The organism is Pseudomonas sp. TH37 (assembly GCF_016650735.1).
Taxonomy (GTDB): domain Bacteria; phylum Pseudomonadota; class Gammaproteobacteria; order Pseudomonadales; family Pseudomonadaceae; genus Aquipseudomonas; species Aquipseudomonas farris.
The window spans coordinates 122,252-143,581 of the sequence record NZ_JAEKFD010000012.1 but is presented as its reverse complement, the minus strand read 5'-3'; the positions used below and the strand labels follow the sequence as shown (position 1 = coordinate 143,581).

Here is a 21,330-nt window from a genome sequence, read left to right as displayed (position 1 = left end):
GCAGACTACGGGAACCGTCTGAACGTCAGGCTGATACGCGGGGAGACCACAGCGTTGGTTTTCGACAGTGCATGAAGCCAATATTGTTGCGTATCCCCTCGCATCACGATCAGTTGTCCATGGTGCAAAGCCATTTCCCTACGCTCACCGGAGCTCTTGTGTTTGAAGGCAAACTTTCGAGTTCCCCCCAGACTCAATGACGCGATCACAGCGTGCTCACCCTTAGCCTCACTGTCGCTGTGCCATCCCATTCCTTGGGTGCCATCCTCATAACGATTGAGCAAGCACGAGTTGAACGTCGTTGCGGTTAAGCGCTCAACCTGGGCTCTGAGCGAGTTGAGGATTTCGACATCCCATGGCAACGATTGTCTCAGGACACCGGAATGGATGTAGCGCGATGGGGTGTCTGCATACCACGCCACTTGGCGCCTGGTTTCGATGACGTTGCCATTGATGAGCGCGGTATCGGCCAGCCAGGCAATCTCTGATATCAGGCGTGATAAAACAACATCGGCTTCTTTCATACTCAGGACAATGCCGAAATCGTTCACGACACCATCCGAAGGAAGCAGATTTAGATCCTCGGGTCGAGCCAGAAATAGGTCTGCTTGCATGGGGGCGTCCATTCGACGATCAAGAAATTTACAGAGTGGCTGAGAGAGCGTACGGCTGATCGGCCATCAATTTAATGGTCAAGGAATAAGCTTCACCGCCGTCCGCTGCAATCGTCGGGTTGCTTCCAGTGGCGGCATTTGCCGGAGGTCTGGTTTACTGCTGAGAAAGAATGCTCTCAAGCAATCCGGGGAACCGACAGCCAAGCACGTCGGCACGCAACGAATTCATATGCGTAGTTCCCACGCTACGGGTGTGTACAAGCCCTGCATCCCGTAATACCCGAAAGTGATGAGACATGCTGGATTTCGGACGTCCCCCGTCCAGTTCGCCGCAACTGGCCTCGAGAACCCCTGCGAGGCAGCGAACGATTTCCAGGCGAACAGGGTCACTCAAAGCGTACAGCACGCGTTCGAGAATCAGGTCTTCGGTATTTGGATGTTTGAAGGCTCGCATGACTCGAATAATAACAGGGCTATCGCTCATTACCATAGTTCGATTAACATCGAACAATCGAATGAAATTGTCTCTTCGTTTCCTGGAGCTCTCCCATGTCTGCATTGTTCGAACCCTTCAAACTGAAAGACGTTACGTTACGCAACCGGATCGCCATCCCGCCGATGTGCCAGTACATGGCTAACGACGGCATCGTCAACGACTGGCATCACGTCCACCTCGCAAGTTTGGCCCGCGGCGGTGCCGGCTTGCTGGTTGTCGAGGCTACCGCTGTCGCGCCTGAAGGCCGCATCACGCCAGGTTGCGCGGGGATCTGGAGTGATGAGCATGCGCAAGCCTTCGTCCCTATGGTGCAAGCTATCAAGGCCGCAGGTTCCGTACCCGGTATCCAGATTGCCCATGCCGGCCGTAAGGCCAGCGCCAATCGTCCGTGGGAAGGCGACGACCATATCCCCGCTTCCGATGCCCGCGCTTGGCAAACCATTGCACCATCGGCCATCGCTTTCGGTGCTCATCTGCCGAACGTCCCGCGCGCAATGACCTTGGAAGACATCGCCCGTGTTCGCCAGAACTTCGTCGATGCCGCCCGCCGTGCCCGTGACGCAGGCTTTGAGTGGATCGAACTGCATTTCGCTCACGGTTACCTGGCCCAGAGCTTTTTCTCCGAGCATTCCAACCGACGTACTGATGCCTACGGCGGGAGCTTCGATAACCGCAGCCGTTTCCTGCTGGAAACTCTCGCCGCAGTTCGCGAAGTCTGGCCAGAAAACCTGCCGCTAACCGCGCGTTTCGGCGTGATCGAATATGACGGACGTGACGAGCAGACCCTGAGCGAATCTATCGAGCTTGCCCGTCGTTTCAAGGCCGGTGGGTTGGACTTGCTGAGCGTCAGCGTTGGCTTCACCACGCCCGACGCCAATATCCCCTGGGGCCCGGCGTTCATGGGACCAATCGCTGAGCGCGTGCGTCGCGAAACCGGTTTGCCAGTGACATCGGCCTGGGGCTTTGGTACGCCGCAACTGGCCGAAGGGGCGTTGCGGGCCGGGCAACTCGATCTGGTGTCAGTAGGACGTGCGCATCTGGCCGATCCACACTGGGCGTACTTTGCGGCTAAAGATTTGGGTGTCGAAAAGGCGTCCTGGACGTTGCCTGCACCCTATGCTCACTGGCTTGAGCGGTATCGTTAAGGTGTAACAGCGCGTGGGGCGGCGGTATCGGCAGTTTGATGCTGCTCTCAAAAGGGTAGTTTTTTGGGTACTTGTTCCGCCCCCCTGAAATCAAGTCTTACCGCTTAGGAAAAAAGAATCCCTCTGGATTTCATCGAGTAAGACCCTCTACGCGAGTCTCGCTTCCCGTCCCATAGGCATACGCAAAAAACGCCACTCATTTGAGGGGCTATTTCGTGTGTGCGTGATTTGTTGGGCATCGCTGAGGGGCGATCAAAGTCGATATTTTTGTATCTGCGCTCCTACAGAGTTTGCACCTTTTTAGGGGGGGGGCGCAGACAATATGGGTTCTCACGTCTCTGTAATTAAGTATGCTGGAAAGGACATCATCGACTCGGCAGGTGAATGCTCGTAGGTTGAGGACAAGACAGCACTGAGTCGATCGCCCAACAGGTTCCAGGCGAGCTTCTTCTCTTCGGCATAATCGTGATGCAGATAGTGGCGTCTCACCCGGGAGCCAGCCAGCACATGGTTTTGACAGCGATCGATAACATCCAAGCTAACGCCCAAGGCCTGCATCATGGTCGCGCCGGTGCGGCGCAGGTCATGCGGCGTCCAGTCACCGTTCTGGCCGTCGGCGAGGACCAGGGTATCGTCGTGACGCCGTCGGGAGAGGGCCTTGCGGTTTTTGAACCGAGCTTGACGGTCACCGACCTGTTTGCTCACCACTTTCACGTCCACATGCTCATCATCCTGCTTGTTCGGAAAGCACCACTGGGAATCTCCCGTCAGGGTCTTGAGTTCCTGAAAGAAATGCAGGGCGAAAGGCGAGAGGTAGACATGGTGGTCCTGTTTCTTGCCGCGAGTGCCTTTGACGTTTTCGCTAGGGAGGAACCAGATCGGCTGGTCCAGATCGACATTTTTCCATTCGGCCTGCAGCAACTCGCCTATCCGACACAGGGTGCCCAGACTGATCCAGAGCGCGAGTTGAGTTTCCTTCTTTAACGGCCGTATGCCGTCGTATTTTTGCCCAGCGGGCAGGGCGTTGTAATCGGCCGTCATTTGCTGGAAGCGGTTATGCAGTTCCAACAGCTCAGCCGGCGAAAGGATGCACCCAAGGCCTGCATCAAGATCTCGCCCGGGTATTCTATTTGGTGCGAAAAATTTTTTTTAAAAACAGTCAGTTATGAATTTATTGTGTTTTGCGTTCCACGTCTAACTACGGAAAGCCAAAGGTCAAGGTATGGGCTGGCAGGTTTTTTTTCAAAATTCAGAAACGACAAAGCCCTGAATAATCAGGGCCTTAGCGTATAAAGATGGCGGAGGCGATGGGATTCGAACTCATGGACCTGTTACAGTCGACGGTTTTCAAGACCGTTGCCTTAAACCACTCGGCCACACCTCCGTTTGCGTTGCGGGCGCCATAATACCTGAATGAAACACACTGTCAAACTCTCTGCATGGCTTGTTACAGAGCGTCTGTTATGATCTTTGCGACTGAACGTTTCAAACCCAACAGGAGTGTCGCCATGCGCGAACAGGATTACGCAGTTAATAACAGCGTGCAGGCTGAGCAGCTAGAGGTTAGCCGCGTCCTGCGCAACACTTACGGCTTACTCGCTCTCACCCTCGCATTCAGCGGCGTGATGGCGTTTGTCGCGCAGCAGATGCGTGTCGGCTACCCGAATATCTTCGTGGTGCTGATCGGCTTCTACGGCCTTTTCTTTCTCACCAACAAACTCCGTGACTCGGCGTGGGGCCTGGTGTCTGCGTTCGCGCTGACCGGTTTCATGGGTTTCCTGCTCGGCCCGATCCTCAACCGTTACCTGGGTATGCAGGGCGGCGCGGAAGTGGTCAGTTCGGCCTTCGCGATGACCGCGCTGGTGTTCGGCGGCCTGTCGGCTTATGTGCTGATCACCCGCAAGGACATGAGCTTCCTCGGTGGTTTCATCACAGCCGGTTTCTTTGTGCTGCTGGGCGCGACTCTGGCGAGCTTGTTCTTCCAGATCAGCGGTCTGCAACTGGCGATCAGCGCAGGTTTCGTGCTGTTCTCGTCGGTGTGCATTCTGTTCCAGACCAGCGCCATCATTCACGGCGGTGAGCGCAACTACATCATGGCGACCATCAGCCTGTATGTATCGATCTACAACCTGTTCGTCAGCTTGTTGCAACTGTTCGGCATCATGAGCCGCGATGATTGATCGCCAGCCCTGAGTAAAAAACCCGCTTCGGCGGGTTTTTTATTGTCTGTGATTTGGCTCAGCTCGTTGGTTTCAATCGGGTTCGTGGCAACACACGCAGAGTTTGTTGCCGTCCGGGTCGCGCATGTAGGCGCCGAAGTAGTCGGGATGGTAGTGCGGACGCAGGCCGGGCGACCCCTCGCAGGATCCACCATGAACCATGGCCAGTGCGTGACAGCGGTTGACGATCTCGCGACTCGGCGCAAGCAGGGCGATCATCTGCCCATTGCCCGGTTTGGCCGGCTGTTCGTCGAACGCTGTGCCAATGACGAACAGCGGACGCGGTGCATCCTTGCTCATCCACGCAGCCCAGGGTTTGCCGGGGTCGCAAAATTTCATCTGCAGCTGCAGTGCATCCATGATCGGTTGGTAGAACGCTAATGCACGATCGAAGTCGGTGATACCGATAAAAACGTGGGACAACATTCACCTGCTCCTTATTCGGCCACAATGATGCTGCCATCAGCCTGCTGCCGATAAATGGTGTAGGGCAGCAGCATGGTATCGAGAACGCCGGAAATCACTACATCCAGCAGGACAACGGGCGTGCCAGCGCCATCATATTGGTACTCATCAATGCCCGGGCCTGGAAGCGCATGCAGGGTGCAAAAATCATAAGTCACGCCGCTGTAAATCCGTGGAACCGCACCGCAGTAGGTTTTCCGTTCCTTAAGACGTTTCACCGCAGCCTCGTCACTGCGCACTACCGTCTCGAACGTACCGCAGCCGGCGAGCATCAGCGCCGCCAGTAACATGACTTGAGTTTTCATACCGCCAATCCTTCGCCGGAAAAAGATCAATCTACGCTTTCGCGAACAAAACAGCACTCACGCCATCGGTGGCAGCCGGCGTTTGACCGGGGTCTTCTTGACGATGGCGGTGTTGGTTTCGGCGTGGCTGTTAAGGCGATCGAGGAGGGTGTCCAGTTGTTCCATCGAGCGCACATGCAGGCGGGCGATGAAACAGTCGTCGCCGGTGACTTTGTCGCACTCGGTGAATTCGGGGATGGCCTGAATCTGTCGCTCTACTTCCTGCAACTGGCCCGGCAGCGGGCGAATGCGGACGATGGCCTGGAGTTGATAACCGAAGCATTTGGGGTCGATCTCGACGGTATAGCCCTTGAGCACGCCACGTTCTTCGAGGCGGCGCAGGCGCTCGGCGACACTGGGTGAGGACAGGCCGCTGATCTGTGCCAGGGCCTTGAGCGAGCGGCGTGAGTCTTCCATCAACGCGCTGATCAGCACTTGGTCGATGTCGTCGGTCATGGCGAATCCCCTGTTAGGCAATCGGCTGAATAAGCCTTGATAAAAAAGGCAGAAGCCGAGTTTAGCCTGCTTTTTGCGCTGGAGAAGCCCCCAGGTGGATTGGCATACTTTGGGCTCAAACACAGGAGGTTGATGATGGACAAAACACTACGTCGCGGCTCATTCGAGATGACCGCCGCCATGCTGATTTCCGGGACCATTGGTTGGTTCGTGCTGGTGTCCGGGCAACCGGTGCTGGACGTGGTGTTCTGGCGCTGCGTGTTCGGTGCCGCCACCTTATTGCTGATCTGCGCAGCGTTCGGCTTTCTGCGCCCTGGCATTTTGACGTCCACCACTTTCCTCCTGGCCGTGCTGAGCGGCGTGGCGATTGTCGGTAACTGGGTGCTGTTATTCGCGTCTTACTCCCGCGCCTCGATTGCCATTGGCACGGCGGTTTATAACGTCCAGCCGTTCATGCTGGTGGGCTTGGCCGCGCTGTTTCTGGGAGAGAAGATCACCCTGCAAAAACTGTTCTGGCTGGGCATTTCGTTTATCGGGATGCTGGCGATTGTCAGCGCACATGGCGGGCAGGGCGAGGGCGGCAACGATTACCTGATGGGGATTGGTCTGGCGCTGGGGGCTGCCTTTCTGTATGCGATTGCCGCGCTGATCATCAAACGCCTGACCGGTACGCCACCGCATCTGATTGCGTTGATCCAGGTCTGCACCGGCGTGCTGTTGCTCGCGCCCTTTGCGCATTTCTCGGCGATACCGCAAACGCCCGATGCCTGGGCCAGCCTGGTGACCCTGGGCATCGTGCATACCGGTCTGATGTATGTGTTGCTCTACGGCGCGATTCAAAAACTGCCGACAGCGCTGACCGGCGCGCTGTCGTTCATCTACCCGATTGCGGCGATTTTCGTTGACTGGTTCGCCTTCGGCCATCGCCTGGAGCCGCTGCAATGGATCGGTGTTGCCGCGATTCTGTTGGCCGCCGCCGGGATGCAACAGGGTTGGGGCTTGAAGCTTCGGCGGGTGGCTACACAATAAACAGCGGCTCAGATGTTCCAGCGCGGTGCGGTCTTCGCCAAACGCTGGCGCATCTCGCCGATGTTCGCGGTCAATTGTCGGGTCAGCAATCGATAGGCATCCAGCGGACTGTAGACCGACGCATCGAGCGTTGAGTCCGATGGCGATTCGGCTGGCCGGCTGAGCCGTTGCGAAGCGCCCGATTTCAACGCCCGAGCCATACCGATCAGTTGCACCCGAATCTGTCGGTGTTCGGCTTTCAATGCCGATTGCAGATGGGCCATTGCCTCGGCGTCATCGGCATTCGGTCGGCTATTGCCGAGGATTTCCAGGATGCTCACGCACATCCGCAGATTGCGCTGAATTGCATCGAGTTCGGTCATGGAAACTCGCACTTCCTTGGATACCGAGGGCATCAATGAGCGCAGTTGTATCATCACCGTGTTCAAGCGATTCATCAATTTCAGGTGTTCGTCAGCGGTGACGGACTCACCCTTGATGATGCGGCCGTAGATTGCCGCGCAGTCGCGCAACGCATCGGCCAGGTTGTAGCGCCAGGAGTACACCGCATAGAGCGGCAGGGCGAAGGAGAAGGCCAGTGCCAAGGCGATGCCGATCAGAATATCCACCCCGCGCCACAGGCCATCGGTGACCGGGTTGTCACCGTGCCCCGCGACGATAAACACGGTGATCGCCGACAGCAGCGCGGTGTAACCGCCCTTGCCGATGGCGTGGTACGAGAAGAATCCGCACACCACCGACATCGCGAAATAGGTCAGCCACGGCATCCCGAGCCAGGCGTGTTGCGCCACCAGCAACAAGCCGACGCCGGCCCCGATCAAGGTGCCGATGGCCCGCTCGGCGGCTTTTTTGCCGATATTACCGTGGTGTTGCAAGCCACCGATCACCACCAGCATGGTCACCGACGCCCATTCGCCGTGGGGCAGGCTGATACCGGTGGTCAGCAGAATCGTTGCCAGCAATCCCAACGAAACCCGTACCGCATGGATCAGTTTGGCGTGGCGGTAGCGCCGGTACGGGTCCAGCAACGGACGCAGTATCCGGCGCAACAGCGGTGGCAGTCGAAGGCCTCTGATGATGCTCAGGCTCGGTGTCCTCAGAAGATATAGTCGGTGGTCAGGAAGCTCGAGTTTCGTCCGCTGATGATCTCGCTGAGAAGCTCTTTGCTGCTCTCCTGAAATTTGGTCGCCACCAGGGTCCGAATCGAAAACACTCGCAGCGCATCATGTACCGACAGCGTGCCTTCGGCGGAGTTCTTGCGACCGTTGAACGGATAGGTGTCCGGACCGCGCTGGCACTGGGCGTTGAGGTTGATCCGGCCGACCTGGTTGGCGAAGGTGTCCACCAGTCTGCCGACCGCCACCGGGTTGGTACCGAAAATGCTCAGTTGCTGGCCAAAGTCGGATTCCAGGACGTAATCGATCACGGTGTCTAGATGACGGTAGGGCACGATCGGTACGACCGGGCCGAACTGTTCTTCCTGGTAGACGCGCATCTGTGGGGTCACCGGGTACAACACGGCCGGGTAGAAGAACGATGCGCGGGATTCACCGCCGTTGGGGTTGACCACGGCTGCACCTTTGCTGACCGCGTCCGCCACCAGCGTGTGCAGGTAATCGACCTTGCCTGATTCCGGCAATGGCGTCAGGGCCACGCCGCTGTCCCACGGCATGCCGGGTTTGAGGCTGGCGAGTTTGGCGTTGAATTTTTCGATGAACGCCTCGACCACGTCTTCATGGACGAAGAGGATCTTCAGCGCGGTGCAGCGCTGACCGTTGAACGACAGGGAACCGGTGACGGCTTCATTGACCGCGTTGTCCAGATCGACCTCCGGCAGAACGATGCCGGGGTTCTTCGCATCCAGGCCTAGCGCCGCGCGCAGGCGGTGAGGCCTTGGGTGGAGTTTTTTCAGGTCGCTGGCGGCCTTGTTGGTGCCGATGAACGCAAAGATATCGATCTTGCCGCTGGCCATCAGCGCACTGACGGTTTCGCGGCCGCTGCCGTAAATGACGTTGATCACTCCGGCCGGGAAGCTGTCGCGGAACGCTTCGAGCAGAGGGCGAATCAACAGCACGCCAAGCTTGGCCGGTTTGAACACCACGGTGTTGCCCATGATCAGGGCCGGAATCAGCGTGGTGAAGGTTTCGTTCAGCGGGTAGTTGTAAGGCCCCATGCACAACGCCACGCCCAACGGAACGCGGCGGATTTGGCCGAGGGTGTCCTGTTCCAGTTCAAAGCGGCTGGAGCGGCGATCGAGTTCCTTGAGGGCATTGATGGTGTCGACGATGTAGTCGCAGGTGCGGTCGAATTCTTTTTCCGAGTCCTTGAGGTTTTTGCCGATCTCCCACATCAGCAACTTGACCACCGCCTCGCGCTGTTCGCGCATGCGAGCCAGGAAGGTTTCGACGTGCTGGATACGCTCGGCCACGCGCATGGTCGGCCACAGGCCCTGGCCGCGATCATAGGCGCGGACGGCGGCGTCGAGCGCGGTCAATGCGGTCTCGGCATCGAGCAGCGGCGTGCTGCCGAGGATCACTTGTTCGTCGCCATTCGCGCCGCTCAGGTACACCGGGCTGCGGACTTGGGCGAGGGGCCCGGACCAGGTTTTCAGTTCACCGTCGACCAGATATTCGCGCTGTTCGGTCTGGCCGTTGAGGCGGTACTTTTCCGGGACGTTGTCGGCGGTGGGAAACAGGTTGCCAAGGATTTGTGCTGTGGTCATGTCGCTACCCCGTCTGGATTGGGTGATGCGGATAAGGTGTTATCGCTACGTTCCGTTATTAGGTCAAGGCCTGATCAGCATAGCTGAATCGTTTTACCAAGATCGCAACACATTGTCATGACCCGCTGATCTTTTGACCTGAGCGCACACAACTGAGCATCCCCCGGTTAAACTTCACGCTCTTTCTGAAGGAGTTCATATGAGTTATTACCAGCCGGGCATTCTCGCCACCCCTGTTCCGCCTCAAGCTCGTCATATGTTCTTCGCCCTCGAATCCGCCGAGGCACTGCCGGCTGCGCTGGATAACCTGATGCGCCTGGTGGACGGAAAGTCGGCGGTCGTCGGTTTCGGTGAATCCCTGGTCAAGGCGCTGCACGCGCAGATCGACGGGCTGCGCGCCTTTCCTGCGCTGGTCGGTGTCGGCGTCGATAACCCGTCGACCCAGCACGCGCTCTGGTGCTGGCTGCATGGTGTTGACCGTGGCGAACTGCTCAATCGCAGTCATGCGATCGAAGCCGCGCTGGCACCGGCCCTGCGTCTGGTGCAGATGAACGAAACCTTCCGCCACATGAGCGGCCATGACCTGACCGGTTACGAAGACGGCACCGAAAACCCTCACGACGAAGCCGCTGTAGCGGCCGCATTGCTGAGCGAAGGCGCGGACGGTCTGGTCGGTGGCAGCTTCGCCGCGATCCAGCAGTGGCAGCATGACTTGAAAGGCTTTCACGCGATGCCGTCCCATGAGAAAGACAACATCATGGGCCGTCGCCTGAGCGACAACGAAGAACTCGATGACGCGCCGATCTCCGCTCACGTCAAACGCACCGCCCAGGAAAGCTTCACGCCCGAAGCCTTCGTGGTCCGTCGTTCGATGCCGTGGATCGAAGGCGATCGTGCTGGCCTGATGTTCCTGGCCTTCGGTTTTTCCCTCGACGCGTTCGAATCCCAGCTGCGGCGCATGAGCGGTCTGGAAGACGGCATCACCGACGGTCTGTATCGCATCAGTCGGCCGATCACCGGCGGCTACTACTGGTGCCCACCGCTCAAGGACGGTCGCCTCGACCTGCGCGCACTGCGCATCGGTTGAACCGCAGTGTCTATGAGCGTGGTGCGCTGGGGCATGATTGGGTGCGGCAGTGTGGCCGAGCGCAAGAGCGGGCCGGCGTTCTACAAGGCGCCCGGCTCGGCGCTGGTGGCGGTGATGGGGCGGCGACTGGAAGCGGTGAGTGATTACGCCGCGCGCCACGGCATTGCCCGGGCCTACACCGACGCCGAAGCGCTGATCAATGACCCTGAGGTGGACGCGGTGTACATCGCCACGCCTCCCGACAGCCATCACGCTTACAGCCTGCAAGTGGCTGCCGCCGGCAAACATTGCTGCGTCGAAAAACCGATGTCGCTGAATGCCGGGCAAAGCCGTGAGATGCAAAAGGTCTTTGCCGAGGCCGGACTGCACCTGTTCGTTTCTTATTATCGACGCTCGTTGCCGCGCTTCCAGCAGGTGCGGCAATGGCTTGCGGAAGGGCGGATCGGCGAAGTCCGGCACCTGACCTGGACGCTGACCAAAGCGCCTTCATCGAGCGACCTTGGCGGCACAGACAACTGGCGAACCGACCCGGCGATTGCCGGCGGTGGTTACTTCGCCGACCTCGCCAGCCATGGCTTCGACCTGTTCCAGTACCTGCTGGGTGACATCGTTGAGGTCGCCGGTTTCACCGCGCATCAGGCTGGGTTGTACGCCGCTGAAGACGCCGTCAGCGCCAGTTGGCGATTTGCGTCGGGGGCGCTGGGCATGGGCTGCTGGAATTTCGTGGCAGACCGTCGTGAGGACCGGGTCGAAGTAATCGGCAGCCAAGGCCGGATCAGCTTTTCGGTGTTCGACGAACACCCGGTACAGCTGGAAGCCGATGAACACCTCAGCCTGCACATCGAACATCACGAACACATCCAGTGGCACCACGTGCTGGGCATGAACGCCCACATCCGTGGTGAGGCTCAGCACCCGGCGCTGGCCGAACAGGCGTTGAAAACCGATTGGGTGATGGACCAGATCCTCAAGCGCGATTGAAGAAATAGAACGCGGCATCTACCCGTGGCCCTACTTGGCAAACCTCGCCCCCGAAAACGACTGATATCCCTGTGGGAGCGGGCAAGCCCGCTCCCACAGGAAGCAATAGCGGTCAGAGGATTGCTGACACTTAGCGCCCCTGCCGCGGGTTGAGCTGACTGGCGGTCCTTGTCAGGAAAAACCCAAAAGAGTACAAATGTACTCCATGACGACTTTAACTCCCCGCCGTACCGCCATCCTGACCTTCATCCGCGATCGAATCGCCGAACACGGTCAGCCCCCGAGCCTCGCTGAAATCAGCGAGGCCTTTGGCTTCGCCTCCCGCAGCGTGGCGCGCAAGCACGTGTTGGCGCTGACCGAGGCCGGTTTTATCGAGGTCAATCCGCATCAGGCGCGAGGTATCCGGCTGTTGAATCAACCGCCGCGACCCGAGTTGCTGGACGTTCCGGTACTCGGTCGAGTGGCGGCCGGTGCGCCGATCGGTGCCGATGCCGAGGTCCACAGCCGTTTGCTGCTTGATCCGTCGATCTTCTCGCGGGTGCCGGATTACATGCTGCGGGTGCAGGGCGATTCGATGATTGAGGACGGCATTCTCGACGGTGATCTGGTGGGCGTGCGGCGCAATCCCGAAGCGGTCAACGGCCAGATCGTTGTGGCGCGACTCGACGGTGAAGTCACCATCAAGCGTTTCGAGCGGGTCGGCGATTCTGTTCGTCTGTTACCACGCAATCCGGCTTACAAGCCGATCATTGTTCGAGCCGATCAGGATCTGGCCATCGAAGGCGTGTTCTGCGGTCTGGTGAGGCAAGGGTGATGGGCGCCGTCGTTGCGTTGGATACGCTGTTCAATGGCGGCCAGGTCTGGAAGGGCCGGCCTGCGCCACCGGCCGTCAGCCCGCAACCTACCGGGCATGCGGCGCTGGATGCGGCATTGCCCACGGGCGGCTGGCCGGAAGCGGCGCTGACTGAAATTCTGCTGGCCGGGCAGGGTGTGGGTGAGTTGCAACTGGTGTGGCCGGCGCTGGCGCGGCTGTCGGCGGCGGGGGAGCGCATCGTGCTGGTGGCGCCGCCTTACGTGCCGTATCCCCAGGCCTGGCAGAATGCCGGGGTCGATCTGCGGCAACTGTCGATCATCCAGGCCAGCGAGCGTGATGCGCTGTGGGCGGCGGAACAATGCCTGCGTTCGGGCAGTTGCGGGGCGGTGTTGTGCTGGCCGCACAAGGCCGACGATCGGGCGTTGCGACGTTTGCAGGTGGCAGCGGAAACGGGTCAGACCCTGGCGTTCGCCTATCGCTCGATCAGTGAAGCCATCAACCCGTCGCCAGCGGCCCTGCGCATCGCCATCGACGCCAAGCCTGCGCAATTGCGGGTGCTCAAGTGCCGGGGCGGGCTGGCCCGTTCGGCGCCGATTGCCTTTGCCGTCGGGCATTGAGGTTGCCATGCGCTGGGTTTGCATTCTCTTCCCGCAATTGGCACTGGACGCGGTACTGCGTCAGCGCCCCGACCCCGATGAGCCGCTGGCGCTGCTGACCGGTCCGGCCCAGCGTCGGGTGCTGCAAGCGGTCAACGGTTCGGCGCGGGCGCTGGGCTTGCGGCCCGGCCAGTCGATGACCGCCGCTCAGGCCTTGAGCAAAGGTTTTGTCACCGCCGAATACGACGCAACGGAGATCGAACACTGGCAGCAGTTCCTGGCTGCCTGGGCCTATCGGTTCAGTTCCCAGGTCAGCGTGCATTACCCGCGAGCCGTGGTGTTTGAAATCGAATCCAGCCTGGGCTTGTTCGGACCCTGGCCGCAGTTCGAGACGCGGTTGCGGGCCGAACTTGGCGAGCTGGGGTTTCGTCACCGGATTGTCGCCGCGCCCAATCCGGTGGCGGCGCGGGTGCTGGCCAACGTTTATGACGGTCTGGTGGTGCCGGACAATGCAGCCTTGCAGTACCACCTTGGGCAGTTGCCCGTCGACCGGATCGCTCTGGAGCCAAGCGTTGCCACGGCATTGTCGCGCATGGGGCTGCGCACCTTGAGTCAGGTGCAGGCGCTGCCACGACATAGCCTGGCCCGGCGTTTCGAGGCTCAGGTGCTCAAGCATCTGGACACCCTGTTCGGCGAGCGACGGCTGGCGCTGGCGTTTTACCTGCCGCCGGACCGTTTCGATGTGCGCATCGAGCTTAATTTCGATGTGCAATCCCATCAGGCATTGCTGTTTCCGTTGCGCAGGCTGACCGGCGATCTGGCGGCCTTCCTCTGCGGGCGGGACAGCGGTGTGCAGCGGTTTGACCTGCACCTGGAGCACGCCGGGTTGCCAGACACGCTGATCAAGGTCGGCCTGCTCAGCGCCGAGCGCGATCCGGCGATGCTGTTCGAACTGGCCCGGGGGAGGCTGGAGCAAGTTCAGGTGGAGGCGCCGGTGCGCGGTTTTCGTCTGCGCGCCGAAGAGCTACCGGCCTTTGTGCCCCAGTACCAGGAACTGTTCGATGATCGTCCGCAGCAATCCTTGCCTTGGGAGCAACTGCGCGAACGCTTGCGCGCGCGATTGGGAGATGACGCGGTGCAAGGCTTGCGGTTCCAGGCCGATCACCGGCCGGAATGCGCGTGGCAGGCCAGTGTCGACAGCCAGGCCTGTGGGGTGCTGCCTGCCGTGCAACGCCCGGGCTGGTTACTGACTGAACCGCAGGCAGTACACGAAGGTTCGACGCGCATCCTCATGGGGCCGGAACGCATCGAGTCGGGCTGGTGGGACGGCGACGACGTGCGCCGCGATTACTACCTGATCGAAACTCGCTCCGGTCAGCAGGGCTGGGCCTATCGGGCGGTGGGTGAGGGCGGTCCGTTGTGGCTGCAAGGCTGGTTCGCATGAGTGTCGATTATGCCGAACTGCACTGCCTGTCGAACTTCAGTTTCCAGCGCGGTGCTTCCAGTGCGCTTGAGCTTTTTCAACGGGCGAAAAAGCAGGGCTATCAAGCGTTGGCGATCACCGACGAATGCACCCTGGCGGGTATCGTCCGCGCCTGGCAGGCGGCCAAGGCCGTGGAATTGCCGCTGATCATCGGCAGTGAAATACGCATCGAAGACGGCCCGAAACTGGTGCTGCTGGTGGAAAACCTCGAGGGTTACCAAACCCTGTGCCGCCTGATTACCCGCGCCAGACGCCGCACGCAGAAAGGCCAGTATCAGGTGCTGCGGGAGGATTTCGGCGAGCCGTTGCCGGGGCTGTTGGCGTTGTGGGTGCCGGATGCCGTCGATGACTTTGAGCAGGGCCACTGGCTGAAGCAGGCTTTCGCCGAGCGCCTGTGGCTGAGCGTTCAGTTACATCGCGGGCAGGATGACACCCGGCGACTGGCGGCGCTGCTGACCCTGGCGCGGGAACTGCGAATCCCGGCGGTGGCCAGCGGCGATGTGCACATGCACGCCCGCGGCCGGCGTGCCTTGCAGGACACCATGACCGCGATCCGCCATCACCTATCGGTGGCCGAGGCCGGGTTGCGTCTGCACCCTAACGGCGAACGGCATTTGCGCAGCCTCGACGCCTTGCGCGATCTCTATCCGCAGGCACTGCTCGACGAAACGCTGAGCATCGCCCGGCGCTGCACGTTCGACCTCGGTCAGTTGCGTTATCAATATCCCCGGGAGCTGGTGCCTGAAGGTCACACGGCCACGTCCTGGCTGCGGGAGTTGGCAGGAAAGGGTGTTCGGTGGCGCTGGGAAAAAGGTCCTAAAGCCGAGGTGTTGGCGCAGATCGACAAGGAACTGCAGCTGATTGCCGAGTTGGGGTACGAAAGTTATTTCCTGACGGTTCACGACATTGTGAATTTCGCCCGCAAGCAACACATTCTCTGTCAGGGGCGCGGTTCTGCCGCCAATTCGGCGGTGTGCTACGTGCTGGGCATCACGGAGATTGACCCGGAGCGGAGCACGCTGCTGTTCGAGCGTTTTCTCTCCAAAGAGCGCAACGAGCCGCCGGACATCGACGTGGACTTCGAACACGAACGGCGTGAAGAAGTCCTGCAGTACGTATTCCAGCGTTATGGTCGCGCCCGTGCGGCACTGACGGCGGTGGTCAGCACTTACCATGGTGCCGGCGCCGTGCGCGATGTGGCCAAGGCACTGGGTTTGCCGCCGGATCAGGTCAACGCCCTGGCCGACTGTTGCGGTCACTGGAGTGATCAGGCGCCGCCCGTAGAGCGCCTGCGTGAAGGAGGCTTCGATCCCGACAGCCCGGTGTTGCGCCGGGTGCTGAGCCTGACGGGGCAGTTGATCGGTTTCCCCCGGCACCTGTCCCAGCACCCTGGCGGTTTCGTGATTTCCGAACAGCCCCTGGACAGCCTGGTACCGGTGGAAAACGCCGCCATGGCCGAGCGCACCATCATCCAGTGGGACAAGGACGATCTGGACGCGGTCGGGTTGCTCAAGGTCGATATCCTCGCGCTGGGCATGCTCAGCGCGATTCGTCGTTGTTTCGATCTGCTGCGTCGGCACCGTGGCCGTGACCTGAGCCTGGCGACGGTGCCGGCCGAAGATCCGCAAACCTACGAAATGATTGGCCATGCGGACACCATCGGGGTGTTCCAGATCGAATCCCGGGCACAGATGTCGATGTTGCCGAGGCTCAAGCCCAAGAATTTCTACGATCTGGTGATCGAGGTGGCGATCGTTCGTCCGGGGCCGATTCAGGGCGGGATGGTGCATCCCTATCTGCGGCGGCGTAAGGGCGAAGAAGAGGTGATCTACCCGTCGAAAGAACTTGAAGCGGTGCTGAAGCGTACATTGGGCGTGCCGCTGTTCCAGGAACAGGTGATGCAGATTGCGATTGTTGCCGCCGACTACAGCCCCGGCGAGGCCGATCAATTGCGCCGTTCCATGGCCGCCTGGAAACGTCACGGCGGACTGGAACCGCACAAGGAACGTCTGGCGGACGGAATGAAGAAAAACGGCTACACGGCGGAGTTCGCCGCGCAGATCTTCGAGCAGATCAAAGGCTTCGGCAATTACGGTTTTCCCGAATCCCACGCCGCCAGTTTCGCCTTGCTGACCTATGCCAGTTGCTGGTTGAAATGCCACGAGCCGGCGGCCTTCGCCTGTGCGCTGATCAACAGCTGGCCCATGGGTTTCTACAGCCCGGACCAGATTCTTCAGGACGCCCGCCGACATGATTTGCAGATTCGTCCGGTGGACGTGCGGGCCAGTGACTGGGATTGCAGCCTGGAACCGATCACCGGCGCGCAGCCGGCCATTCGCATGGGGTTGCGGATGATCAAAGGCTTTCGCGAGGACGATGCCAAGCGTATCGAGGTCGCACGGTCGAAAGGGGCGTTTGCCGACATCGCCGACCTTGGCGAACGGGCGCGACTCGATGCTCGCGCCCAGGAGCAACTGGCTGATGCCGGAGCGTTGCGCGGGCTGGCCGGTGACCGGCATCGGGCGCGCTGGGAAGTGGCGGGGGTGCAGAAGCAGCTCGGCTTGTTTGCCGGTTTGCCGAGCCAGGAAGAGCCGGCGGTGTCTCTGCCCAAACCCACCGTGGGCGAAGACCTGCAAGCCGATTACAACAGTGTCGGCACCACCCTCGGCCCGCATCCGCTGGCATTGCTGCGGGGTGAATTGAAAGCCCGGCGTTGTCGCAGCTTGAAAGAACTTATGGATGTCGAGCACGGCCGACCGGTCAGCGTCGCCGGATTGGTCACCGGCCGGCAACGCCCGGGTACCGCCAGCGGCGTGACCTTCGTGACGCTTGAAGACGAGTTCGGCAACGTCAACGTGGTGGTCTGGCGCGACTTGGCCGAACGGCAACGGCAGGTACTGGTCGGCTCGCAATTGCTCAAGGTCGATGGGCGTTGGGAAAAGGAAGGCGAGGTGCGGCATCTGATTGCCGGACGCTTGAGCGACCTGAGTTCATTGCTCGACGGTATCCATGTGCGTAGCCGGGATTTCCGCTGAACCTGAGACATTCAGCTATACCTCTATGAAACCATTGGCGTCGGCGGTGCTCGAAACAAACGGGCACGCACCGTCTCCTCACGCCGTTGCACTGCCTGAAAACATGTCATTCACAGGACATAGGCCAGTCGATGCAGTTTCTAGACAATAGCCACGGATGTACCGGCTGGAGCGGCGAAATGGCCGGACGCATTCGCGCGTTCGACTGGAGCCTGACCGAGCTCGGGAGCATCGATACCTGGCCCGGGAGCCTGTGCAGCGCGGTGCAATTATTGCTCGCCTCACCCCTGCCGATGGTGATGCTGTGGGGCCGGCCCGGCTACATGATCTATAACGATGCCTACTCGAGATTTGCCGGTGGGCGCCATCCTTACCTGCTGGGTTCCCCGGTGGAGTTGGGCTGGCCAGAGGTCGCCGAATTCAATCGCCACGTAGTGGATATCTGCCTTGCGGGCGGTACCTTGTCCTATCACAACAAAGCCCTGGTGCTGTTGCGTGATGGCGTACCCGAAGACGTCTGGATGGATCTTTATTACAGTCCCGTCGCCGATGATGACGGACACCCCGCCGGGGTCATGGCGATGGTGGTCGATACCACGGATCATGTGATTTCCGAGCGCCGCCGCCAGGAAGCCGAAAGCGCCTATCGCGCCGACAACGAAAGAGTTCGCCTGGCTCTTAATGCCGGGGCTTTGCTCGGCTCGTTCGTCTGGGACATCAAGGCTAATGTGCTGTCTGCCGACGAACGCTTCGCCCGCACGTTTTCCTATCCGCCCGACCAGGACCTGACCAACCTGCCACCGATCATCGCCGAAATGCAGATTCATCCCGACGACCGTAGCTGGGTTCAGGAGCGGCTCAATCAGTCGGTGGAAACCGGCATTCCCTATAACGCTGAATACCGGGTTCTGCGTCCCGATGGCAGTTACCTGTGGGTGCTCGCCAGCGGGTGCTGCGAGTTCAATGAGCAAGGCGAGGCGTTCCGCTTTCCCGGGGTGTTGATTGACATCCACGAACGCAAGAGCGCCGAAGAGTCGTTGCTCAAATTCACCCGCAACCTGGAGCAGCGCGTCGCCGACGAGGTCGAAGCGCGGCTGGCGGCCGAAGAGCAGTTGCGTCAGTCACAAAAACTCGAAGCCATCGGCGGTCTCACCGGCGGCGTGGCGCATGACTTCAACAACCTGTTGCAGGTCATCGCCGGCAACTTGCATTTGCTGGCGCGTCACGAGCCGGACAACGCCAATGTGCAACGCCGGGTCAGTGCGTCGATTGCCGCGGTCGAGCGCGGTGCCAAATTGTCGTCGCAATTGCTCGCATTCGCCCGTCGTCAGCCTTTGTCGCCGGCGGTCTGCGATCCACAGCAGATCTTCGAAGGCCTGGGAGAGTTGTTGCAGCGTGCGCTGGGGGAAACTATCCAGATCAAGGTGACGGCGCCTGACGATCCATGGCATCTCTACGTGGACCGCAATCAACTGGAAAACGCCATTCTCAACCTCGCGATCAACGCCCGAGACGCCATGAACGGTGAGGGGACCATTGCCCTGAGCGCCGAGAACATTGCCCTCGACCGCAAGTTTTGCGCAGGCAAGGGCATCGTCGCCGGCGACTATGTTTGCGTCGCGGTGGCTGATACGGGTGTCGGTATGCCGCCGCAAGTGCTCGCACAGGCCTTCGAACCGTTTTTCACCACCAAGGCCGACGGCCAGGGCACCGGCCTGGGTTTGAGCATGGTGTTCGGTTTCGTCAAACAGAGCGACGGGCATATCGAGATCTCCAGCGTCGTCGGGCAGGGCACTCGGGTGCAGCTGTATTTTCCGCGCAGCTTGCGCCCGTTGCCCGGTGAAACAACGCGCCATGATCCGCAGCACCATGGCGGGAACGAAACCATTCTGGTGGTCGAGGACAACGAAGCGGTGCGTGGCTCGGCGGTGGACTTGTTGCGTGAAGAGGGCTATCAGGTTCTGACCGCGGCCAACGGTGACCTGGCCATGCAGATGTTGCTCGATGGCGCGGCGGTGGACCTGATTTTCACCGATGTGGTTATGCCCGGTCTGATCAAAAGCTCGGACCTGGCCGCCTGGGCCAAGGTGCAGAATCCGCCGGTGGCGGTGCTGTTTACCTCCGGCCACACCCGGGACATCATTTCGCGCAATCACCAACTCAGCCCCGACACTTATCTGCTGAGCAAACCTTATGGACCTGAAGCGCTGTTGAGCATGATCCGCAGCGTGCTGGGTGGTTGATTCTGGATTTTCATTGACTGCGCAATCCATGTGGGAGCGGGCTTGTGTGGCGAGGGCTTGCCCCCGTTGGGCCGCGCAGCGGACCCAGGATCTGTGAGCGCTGCGCACTCGAACGGGGCAAGCCCCCTCGCCACACAAGCCCGCTCCCACAGGTTCCGCACCTGGCCTCAAGGCTTGGGATTATTTGTCGGGATGAGCCGCCTGGAGTTTTTTCGCCATATCCAGATGCTTTTCCAGCGCCGGCAACATTTTTTGCGCGAATGCCTTGAGTTCGGTGGCACCTTTGGTCCTGTCGTCCGTCACTGTGTTGGCTTCTTTTTTGAACCGTTCAATGGTTTCTTCGTGAGCCTTTACCTGATTGTTGGCATAGGCCGTGTCGAAGGATTCATCGCGCAGGTCAAGAATTTTTTCCTTGGCCTGTTTGACCACTGTCGTCGTGTCTGGCATCTCGATGTCATGCTTTTTCGCCAGGGCCGCCAGCTCTTCATTGGCCTTGGTATGATCGGTGACCATCATCTTGGCGAACGCCTTGACGTCGGCCGATGAGCTTTTTTCCAGGGCCAGTTTGCTGGTCTCGACTTCCGCGATGCCACCCTCGGCCGCGTCATCGACGAAGTCGTTGGAGGTGGCGGCAAAAGCCGTGCCCATGCTGCTACTCAAGGCTACAGCCAGGGCGAGGTGACGCAGATTGAATCCGTCCATCGGTCATTCTCCACACAGGTTTTCATGAGCGATCCGGGTGATCGTTAATCAATGGAGGCGGGCGCTAATGCAAAGGTTTTATCGCGTTTGCGACAGGACGACGAACGGACACCGCTGGTCTGATAGGCGGTCGACAGAACACGGTAAGCAAGGCCATTCTGATAGCTGGTGAGCGCAATCAATCGCGTTTGCTACCGATTAACAAACGGAGGTGTTCCATGCCGGTGACTCATGATCTGTATCAGGATCTGAAACTTTCGAAGGAAGAGATCCAGCAAAAACGCACCAAGGATCCGTTACTGGATTCACTGATCAACAAGTATTCTCAGGCGGACGCCGAGGTGGTAAAGGCTGAGACCGCCCAATCGGACGCGCTCAGCGATGACGAACTGAAGAAGCTCAAGGAGAAGCGCGTGCTGGTCAAGAATAAGATCGTTGAACGACTCCAGACGCCGTCCTGACTTCTGTATCAAGCCACTGACGACCGGCGGCTGAAAAATTGGAACGGGGACAAATACCGGCACCTCGAATGATCAGAGCCCGACTTTGCGGCTCCATGCGAGGTGCCCCATGCCCCATTCAGCCTTTCCCCATAAAGAAAAGTACCCCAGCGAAGAACAGGGCGGCTATGACCCGATCCCGACTCATCCCGAACCCCTTAGCCCGGGACGCACCACCGTCAACCCCGAGGATGAACCGGGCATCGATGAATTGCCGGACAATGAGGACATAACGCCTCTGGAGCAGGATGACGTCACTGACATCGACCCGGAGCGAGTGCGCGAAGAGACAGACTGATGGTGAGATGAATCCGCGTTGATTCAAGATCAAAAGATCGCAGCCTTCGGCAGCTCCTACAATTGACCGTGCGCACCGTGATCTTGCGGATGCACCCGAAC

Annotated in this window: 19 protein-coding genes, 1 tRNA gene and 2 pseudogenes; 12 read left to right on the top strand and 10 right to left on the bottom strand. The window is 59.9% G+C overall.

The genetic code is table 11. The annotated features are described in order from the left end of the window. Window positions 1–5: 5 nt before the first annotated feature. On the bottom strand, window positions 6–614 hold the full coding sequence (locus JFU11_RS25125; protein WP_201062435.1) for an alpha-ketoglutarate-dependent dioxygenase AlkB: 609 nt from the start codon (window positions 612–614) through the stop codon (window positions 6–8). Window positions 615–768: 154 nt separating this feature from the next. Continuing rightward, the gene (locus JFU11_RS25120; protein ID WP_201121400.1) at window positions 769–1,104 is read right to left on the bottom strand and encodes a helix-turn-helix domain-containing protein; all 336 of its coding nucleotides are present in this window, start codon (window positions 1,102–1,104) and stop codon (window positions 769–771) included. Window positions 1,105–1,163: 59 nt separating this feature from the next. Between JFU11_RS25120 and JFU11_RS25115 the strand changes: the two genes are divergently transcribed. Beyond that, entirely contained in the window at window positions 1,164–2,255 is a 1,092-nt protein-coding gene (locus JFU11_RS25115; protein ID WP_201062434.1) for an NADH:flavin oxidoreductase/NADH oxidase, read from the top strand. Between the two features lie 330 nt (window positions 2,256–2,585). Here the strand turns inward: JFU11_RS25115 and JFU11_RS25110 are convergent. Continuing rightward, window positions 2,586–3,344, bottom strand: a pseudogene (locus JFU11_RS25110) (site-specific integrase); the annotation flags it as partial. Between the two features lie 207 nt (window positions 3,345–3,551). Next, window positions 3,552–3,639: transfer RNA gene (locus JFU11_RS25105), tRNA-Ser, on the bottom strand. Between the two features lie 124 nt (window positions 3,640–3,763). Here JFU11_RS25105 and JFU11_RS25100 point away from each other — a divergent pair. Then, window positions 3,764–4,435 carry a Bax inhibitor-1/YccA family protein gene (locus JFU11_RS25100; protein WP_007898177.1) on the top strand — a complete coding sequence of 224 codons (672 nt, stop codon included), beginning with the start codon at window positions 3,764–3,766 and terminating at the stop codon, window positions 4,433–4,435. 72 nt (window positions 4,436–4,507) lie between these two features. Here the strand turns inward: JFU11_RS25100 and JFU11_RS25095 are convergent, their stop codons facing one another. Genes JFU11_RS25095 through JFU11_RS25085 form a run of 3 tightly spaced genes read right to left on the bottom strand, consistent with a single transcriptional unit; the run spans window position 4,508 to window position 5,739 of the window. Next, window positions 4,508–4,900 (bottom strand): VOC family protein, encoded by a 393-nt coding sequence (locus tag JFU11_RS25095; protein WP_201062432.1) that lies wholly within the window; start codon window positions 4,898–4,900, stop codon window positions 4,508–4,510. Window positions 4,901–4,911: 11 nt separating this feature from the next. Beyond that, window positions 4,912–5,244 (bottom strand): YceK/YidQ family lipoprotein, encoded by a 333-nt coding sequence (locus JFU11_RS25090; protein ID WP_201062431.1) that lies wholly within the window; start codon window positions 5,242–5,244, stop codon window positions 4,912–4,914. Window positions 5,245–5,301: 57 nt separating this feature from the next. Beyond that, on the bottom strand, window positions 5,302–5,739 hold the full coding sequence (locus JFU11_RS25085) for an Lrp/AsnC family transcriptional regulator (RefSeq protein WP_008006559.1): 438 nt from the start codon (window positions 5,737–5,739) through the stop codon (window positions 5,302–5,304). Window positions 5,740–5,874: 135 nt separating this feature from the next. Between JFU11_RS25085 and JFU11_RS25080 the strand changes: the two genes are divergently transcribed. Next, window positions 5,875–6,768, top strand: coding sequence for a DMT family transporter (locus tag JFU11_RS25080; RefSeq protein WP_123722352.1), 894 nt, complete (start codon window positions 5,875–5,877; stop codon window positions 6,766–6,768). A gap of 8 nt (window positions 6,769–6,776) precedes the next feature. Here the strand turns inward: JFU11_RS25080 and JFU11_RS25075 are convergent, their stop codons facing one another. Both JFU11_RS25075 and JFU11_RS25070 read right to left on the bottom strand, forming a co-directional pair. Then, window positions 6,777–7,796, bottom strand: a complete 1,020-nt coding sequence (locus tag JFU11_RS25075) for an FUSC family protein (RefSeq protein WP_201121399.1) — start codon at window positions 7,794–7,796, stop codon at window positions 6,777–6,779. Between the two features lie 68 nt (window positions 7,797–7,864). After that, complete coding sequence (locus tag JFU11_RS25070; RefSeq protein WP_123722354.1) at window positions 7,865–9,490, bottom strand: NADP-dependent glyceraldehyde-3-phosphate dehydrogenase; 1,626 nt, start codon at window positions 9,488–9,490, stop codon at window positions 7,865–7,867. Window positions 9,491–9,689: 199 nt separating this feature from the next. On the opposite strand from JFU11_RS25070, the gene JFU11_RS25065 reads away from it, so the two are divergent. From JFU11_RS25065 to JFU11_RS25035, 7 genes are all read left to right on the top strand, one after another. Further along, on the top strand, window positions 9,690–10,577 hold the full coding sequence (locus tag JFU11_RS25065) for a Dyp-type peroxidase (RefSeq protein ID WP_038982892.1): 888 nt from the start codon (window positions 9,690–9,692) through the stop codon (window positions 10,575–10,577). A 12-nt stretch (window positions 10,578–10,589) separates the two neighbouring features. Next, complete coding sequence (locus tag JFU11_RS25060; RefSeq protein WP_123722356.1) at window positions 10,590–11,558, top strand: Gfo/Idh/MocA family oxidoreductase; 969 nt, start codon at window positions 10,590–10,592, stop codon at window positions 11,556–11,558. A gap of 196 nt (window positions 11,559–11,754) precedes the next feature. Further along, window positions 11,755–12,372, top strand: coding sequence for a transcriptional repressor LexA (gene lexA, locus JFU11_RS25055; RefSeq protein ID WP_123356666.1), 618 nt, complete (start codon window positions 11,755–11,757; stop codon window positions 12,370–12,372). After that, window positions 12,372–12,989: a translesion DNA synthesis-associated protein ImuA gene (imuA, locus tag JFU11_RS25050; RefSeq protein WP_123722357.1), complete on the top strand. Its 618-nt coding sequence runs from the start codon at window positions 12,372–12,374 to the stop codon at window positions 12,987–12,989. Before lexA ends, imuA begins: the two co-directional genes overlap by 1 nt. A gap of 7 nt (window positions 12,990–12,996) precedes the next feature. Further along, window positions 12,997–14,412, top strand: a complete 1,416-nt coding sequence (locus tag JFU11_RS25045) for a DNA polymerase Y family protein (protein WP_201062428.1) — start codon at window positions 12,997–12,999, stop codon at window positions 14,410–14,412. Further along, entirely contained in the window at window positions 14,409–17,486 is a 3,078-nt protein-coding gene (locus JFU11_RS25040) for an error-prone DNA polymerase (protein WP_201121395.1), read from the top strand. Before JFU11_RS25045 ends, JFU11_RS25040 begins: the two co-directional genes overlap by 4 nt. 131 nt (window positions 17,487–17,617) lie before the next feature. Beyond that, a complete protein-coding gene (locus JFU11_RS25035) occupies window positions 17,618–19,729 on the top strand; it encodes an ATP-binding protein (RefSeq protein ID WP_123722360.1) in 2,112 nt (703 codons plus the stop codon). 180 nt (window positions 19,730–19,909) lie between these two features. Here JFU11_RS25035 and JFU11_RS25030 read toward each other — a convergent pair whose 3' ends face one another. Then, complete coding sequence (locus JFU11_RS25030) at window positions 19,910–20,431, bottom strand: DUF4142 domain-containing protein (RefSeq protein ID WP_123722361.1); 522 nt, start codon at window positions 20,429–20,431, stop codon at window positions 19,910–19,912. 218 nt (window positions 20,432–20,649) lie between these two features. Here JFU11_RS25030 and JFU11_RS25025 point away from each other — a divergent pair, with 218 nt between their 5' ends. Together JFU11_RS25025 and JFU11_RS25020 are read left to right on the top strand one after the other, a co-directional pair. Beyond that, the gene (locus JFU11_RS25025) at window positions 20,650–20,892 is read left to right on the top strand and encodes a hypothetical protein (RefSeq protein WP_123722362.1); all 243 of its coding nucleotides are present in this window, start codon (window positions 20,650–20,652) and stop codon (window positions 20,890–20,892) included. Window positions 20,893–21,001: 109 nt separating this feature from the next. Further along, window positions 21,002–21,251 (top strand): annotated as a pseudogene (locus JFU11_RS25020) (hypothetical protein). The last annotated feature ends 79 nt before the right edge of the window (window positions 21,252–21,330 follow it).

Bases quoted from the DNA above. Each gene is read 5' to 3' on its own strand.
- JFU11_RS25125 (WP_201062435.1), bottom strand. From the start codon at position 614: ATGCAAGCAGACCTATTTCTGGCTCGACCCGAGGATCTAAATCTGCTT.
- JFU11_RS25120 (WP_201121400.1), bottom strand. From the start codon at position 1,104: ATGGTAATGAGCGATAGCCCTGTTATTATTCGAGTCATGCGAGCCTTC.
- JFU11_RS25115 (WP_201062434.1), top strand. From the start codon at position 1,164: ATGTCTGCATTGTTCGAACCCTTCAAACTGAAAGACGTTACGTTACGC.
- JFU11_RS25100 (WP_007898177.1), top strand. From the start codon at position 3,764: ATGCGCGAACAGGATTACGCAGTTAATAACAGCGTGCAGGCTGAGCAG.
- JFU11_RS25095 (WP_201062432.1), bottom strand. From the start codon at position 4,900: ATGTTGTCCCACGTTTTTATCGGTATCACCGACTTCGATCGTGCATTA.
- JFU11_RS25090 (WP_201062431.1), bottom strand. From the start codon at position 5,244: ATGAAAACTCAAGTCATGTTACTGGCGGCGCTGATGCTCGCCGGCTGC.
- JFU11_RS25085 (WP_008006559.1), bottom strand. From the start codon at position 5,739: ATGACCGACGACATCGACCAAGTGCTGATCAGCGCGTTGATGGAAGAC.
- JFU11_RS25080 (WP_123722352.1), top strand. From the start codon at position 5,875: ATGGACAAAACACTACGTCGCGGCTCATTCGAGATGACCGCCGCCATG.
- JFU11_RS25070 (WP_123722354.1), bottom strand. From the start codon at position 9,490: ATGACCACAGCACAAATCCTTGGCAACCTGTTTCCCACCGCCGACAAC.
- JFU11_RS25065 (WP_038982892.1), top strand. From the start codon at position 9,690: ATGAGTTATTACCAGCCGGGCATTCTCGCCACCCCTGTTCCGCCTCAA.
- JFU11_RS25060 (WP_123722356.1), top strand. From the start codon at position 10,590: ATGAGCGTGGTGCGCTGGGGCATGATTGGGTGCGGCAGTGTGGCCGAG.
- lexA (WP_123356666.1), top strand. From the start codon at position 11,755: ATGTACTCCATGACGACTTTAACTCCCCGCCGTACCGCCATCCTGACC.
- imuA (WP_123722357.1), top strand. From the start codon at position 12,372: ATGGGCGCCGTCGTTGCGTTGGATACGCTGTTCAATGGCGGCCAGGTC.
- JFU11_RS25045 (WP_201062428.1), top strand. From the start codon at position 12,997: ATGCGCTGGGTTTGCATTCTCTTCCCGCAATTGGCACTGGACGCGGTA.
- JFU11_RS25040 (WP_201121395.1), top strand. From the start codon at position 14,409: ATGAGTGTCGATTATGCCGAACTGCACTGCCTGTCGAACTTCAGTTTC.
- JFU11_RS25035 (WP_123722360.1), top strand. From the start codon at position 17,618: ATGCAGTTTCTAGACAATAGCCACGGATGTACCGGCTGGAGCGGCGAA.
- JFU11_RS25030 (WP_123722361.1), bottom strand. From the start codon at position 20,431: ATGGACGGATTCAATCTGCGTCACCTCGCCCTGGCTGTAGCCTTGAGT.
- JFU11_RS25025 (WP_123722362.1), top strand. From the start codon at position 20,650: ATGCCGGTGACTCATGATCTGTATCAGGATCTGAAACTTTCGAAGGAA.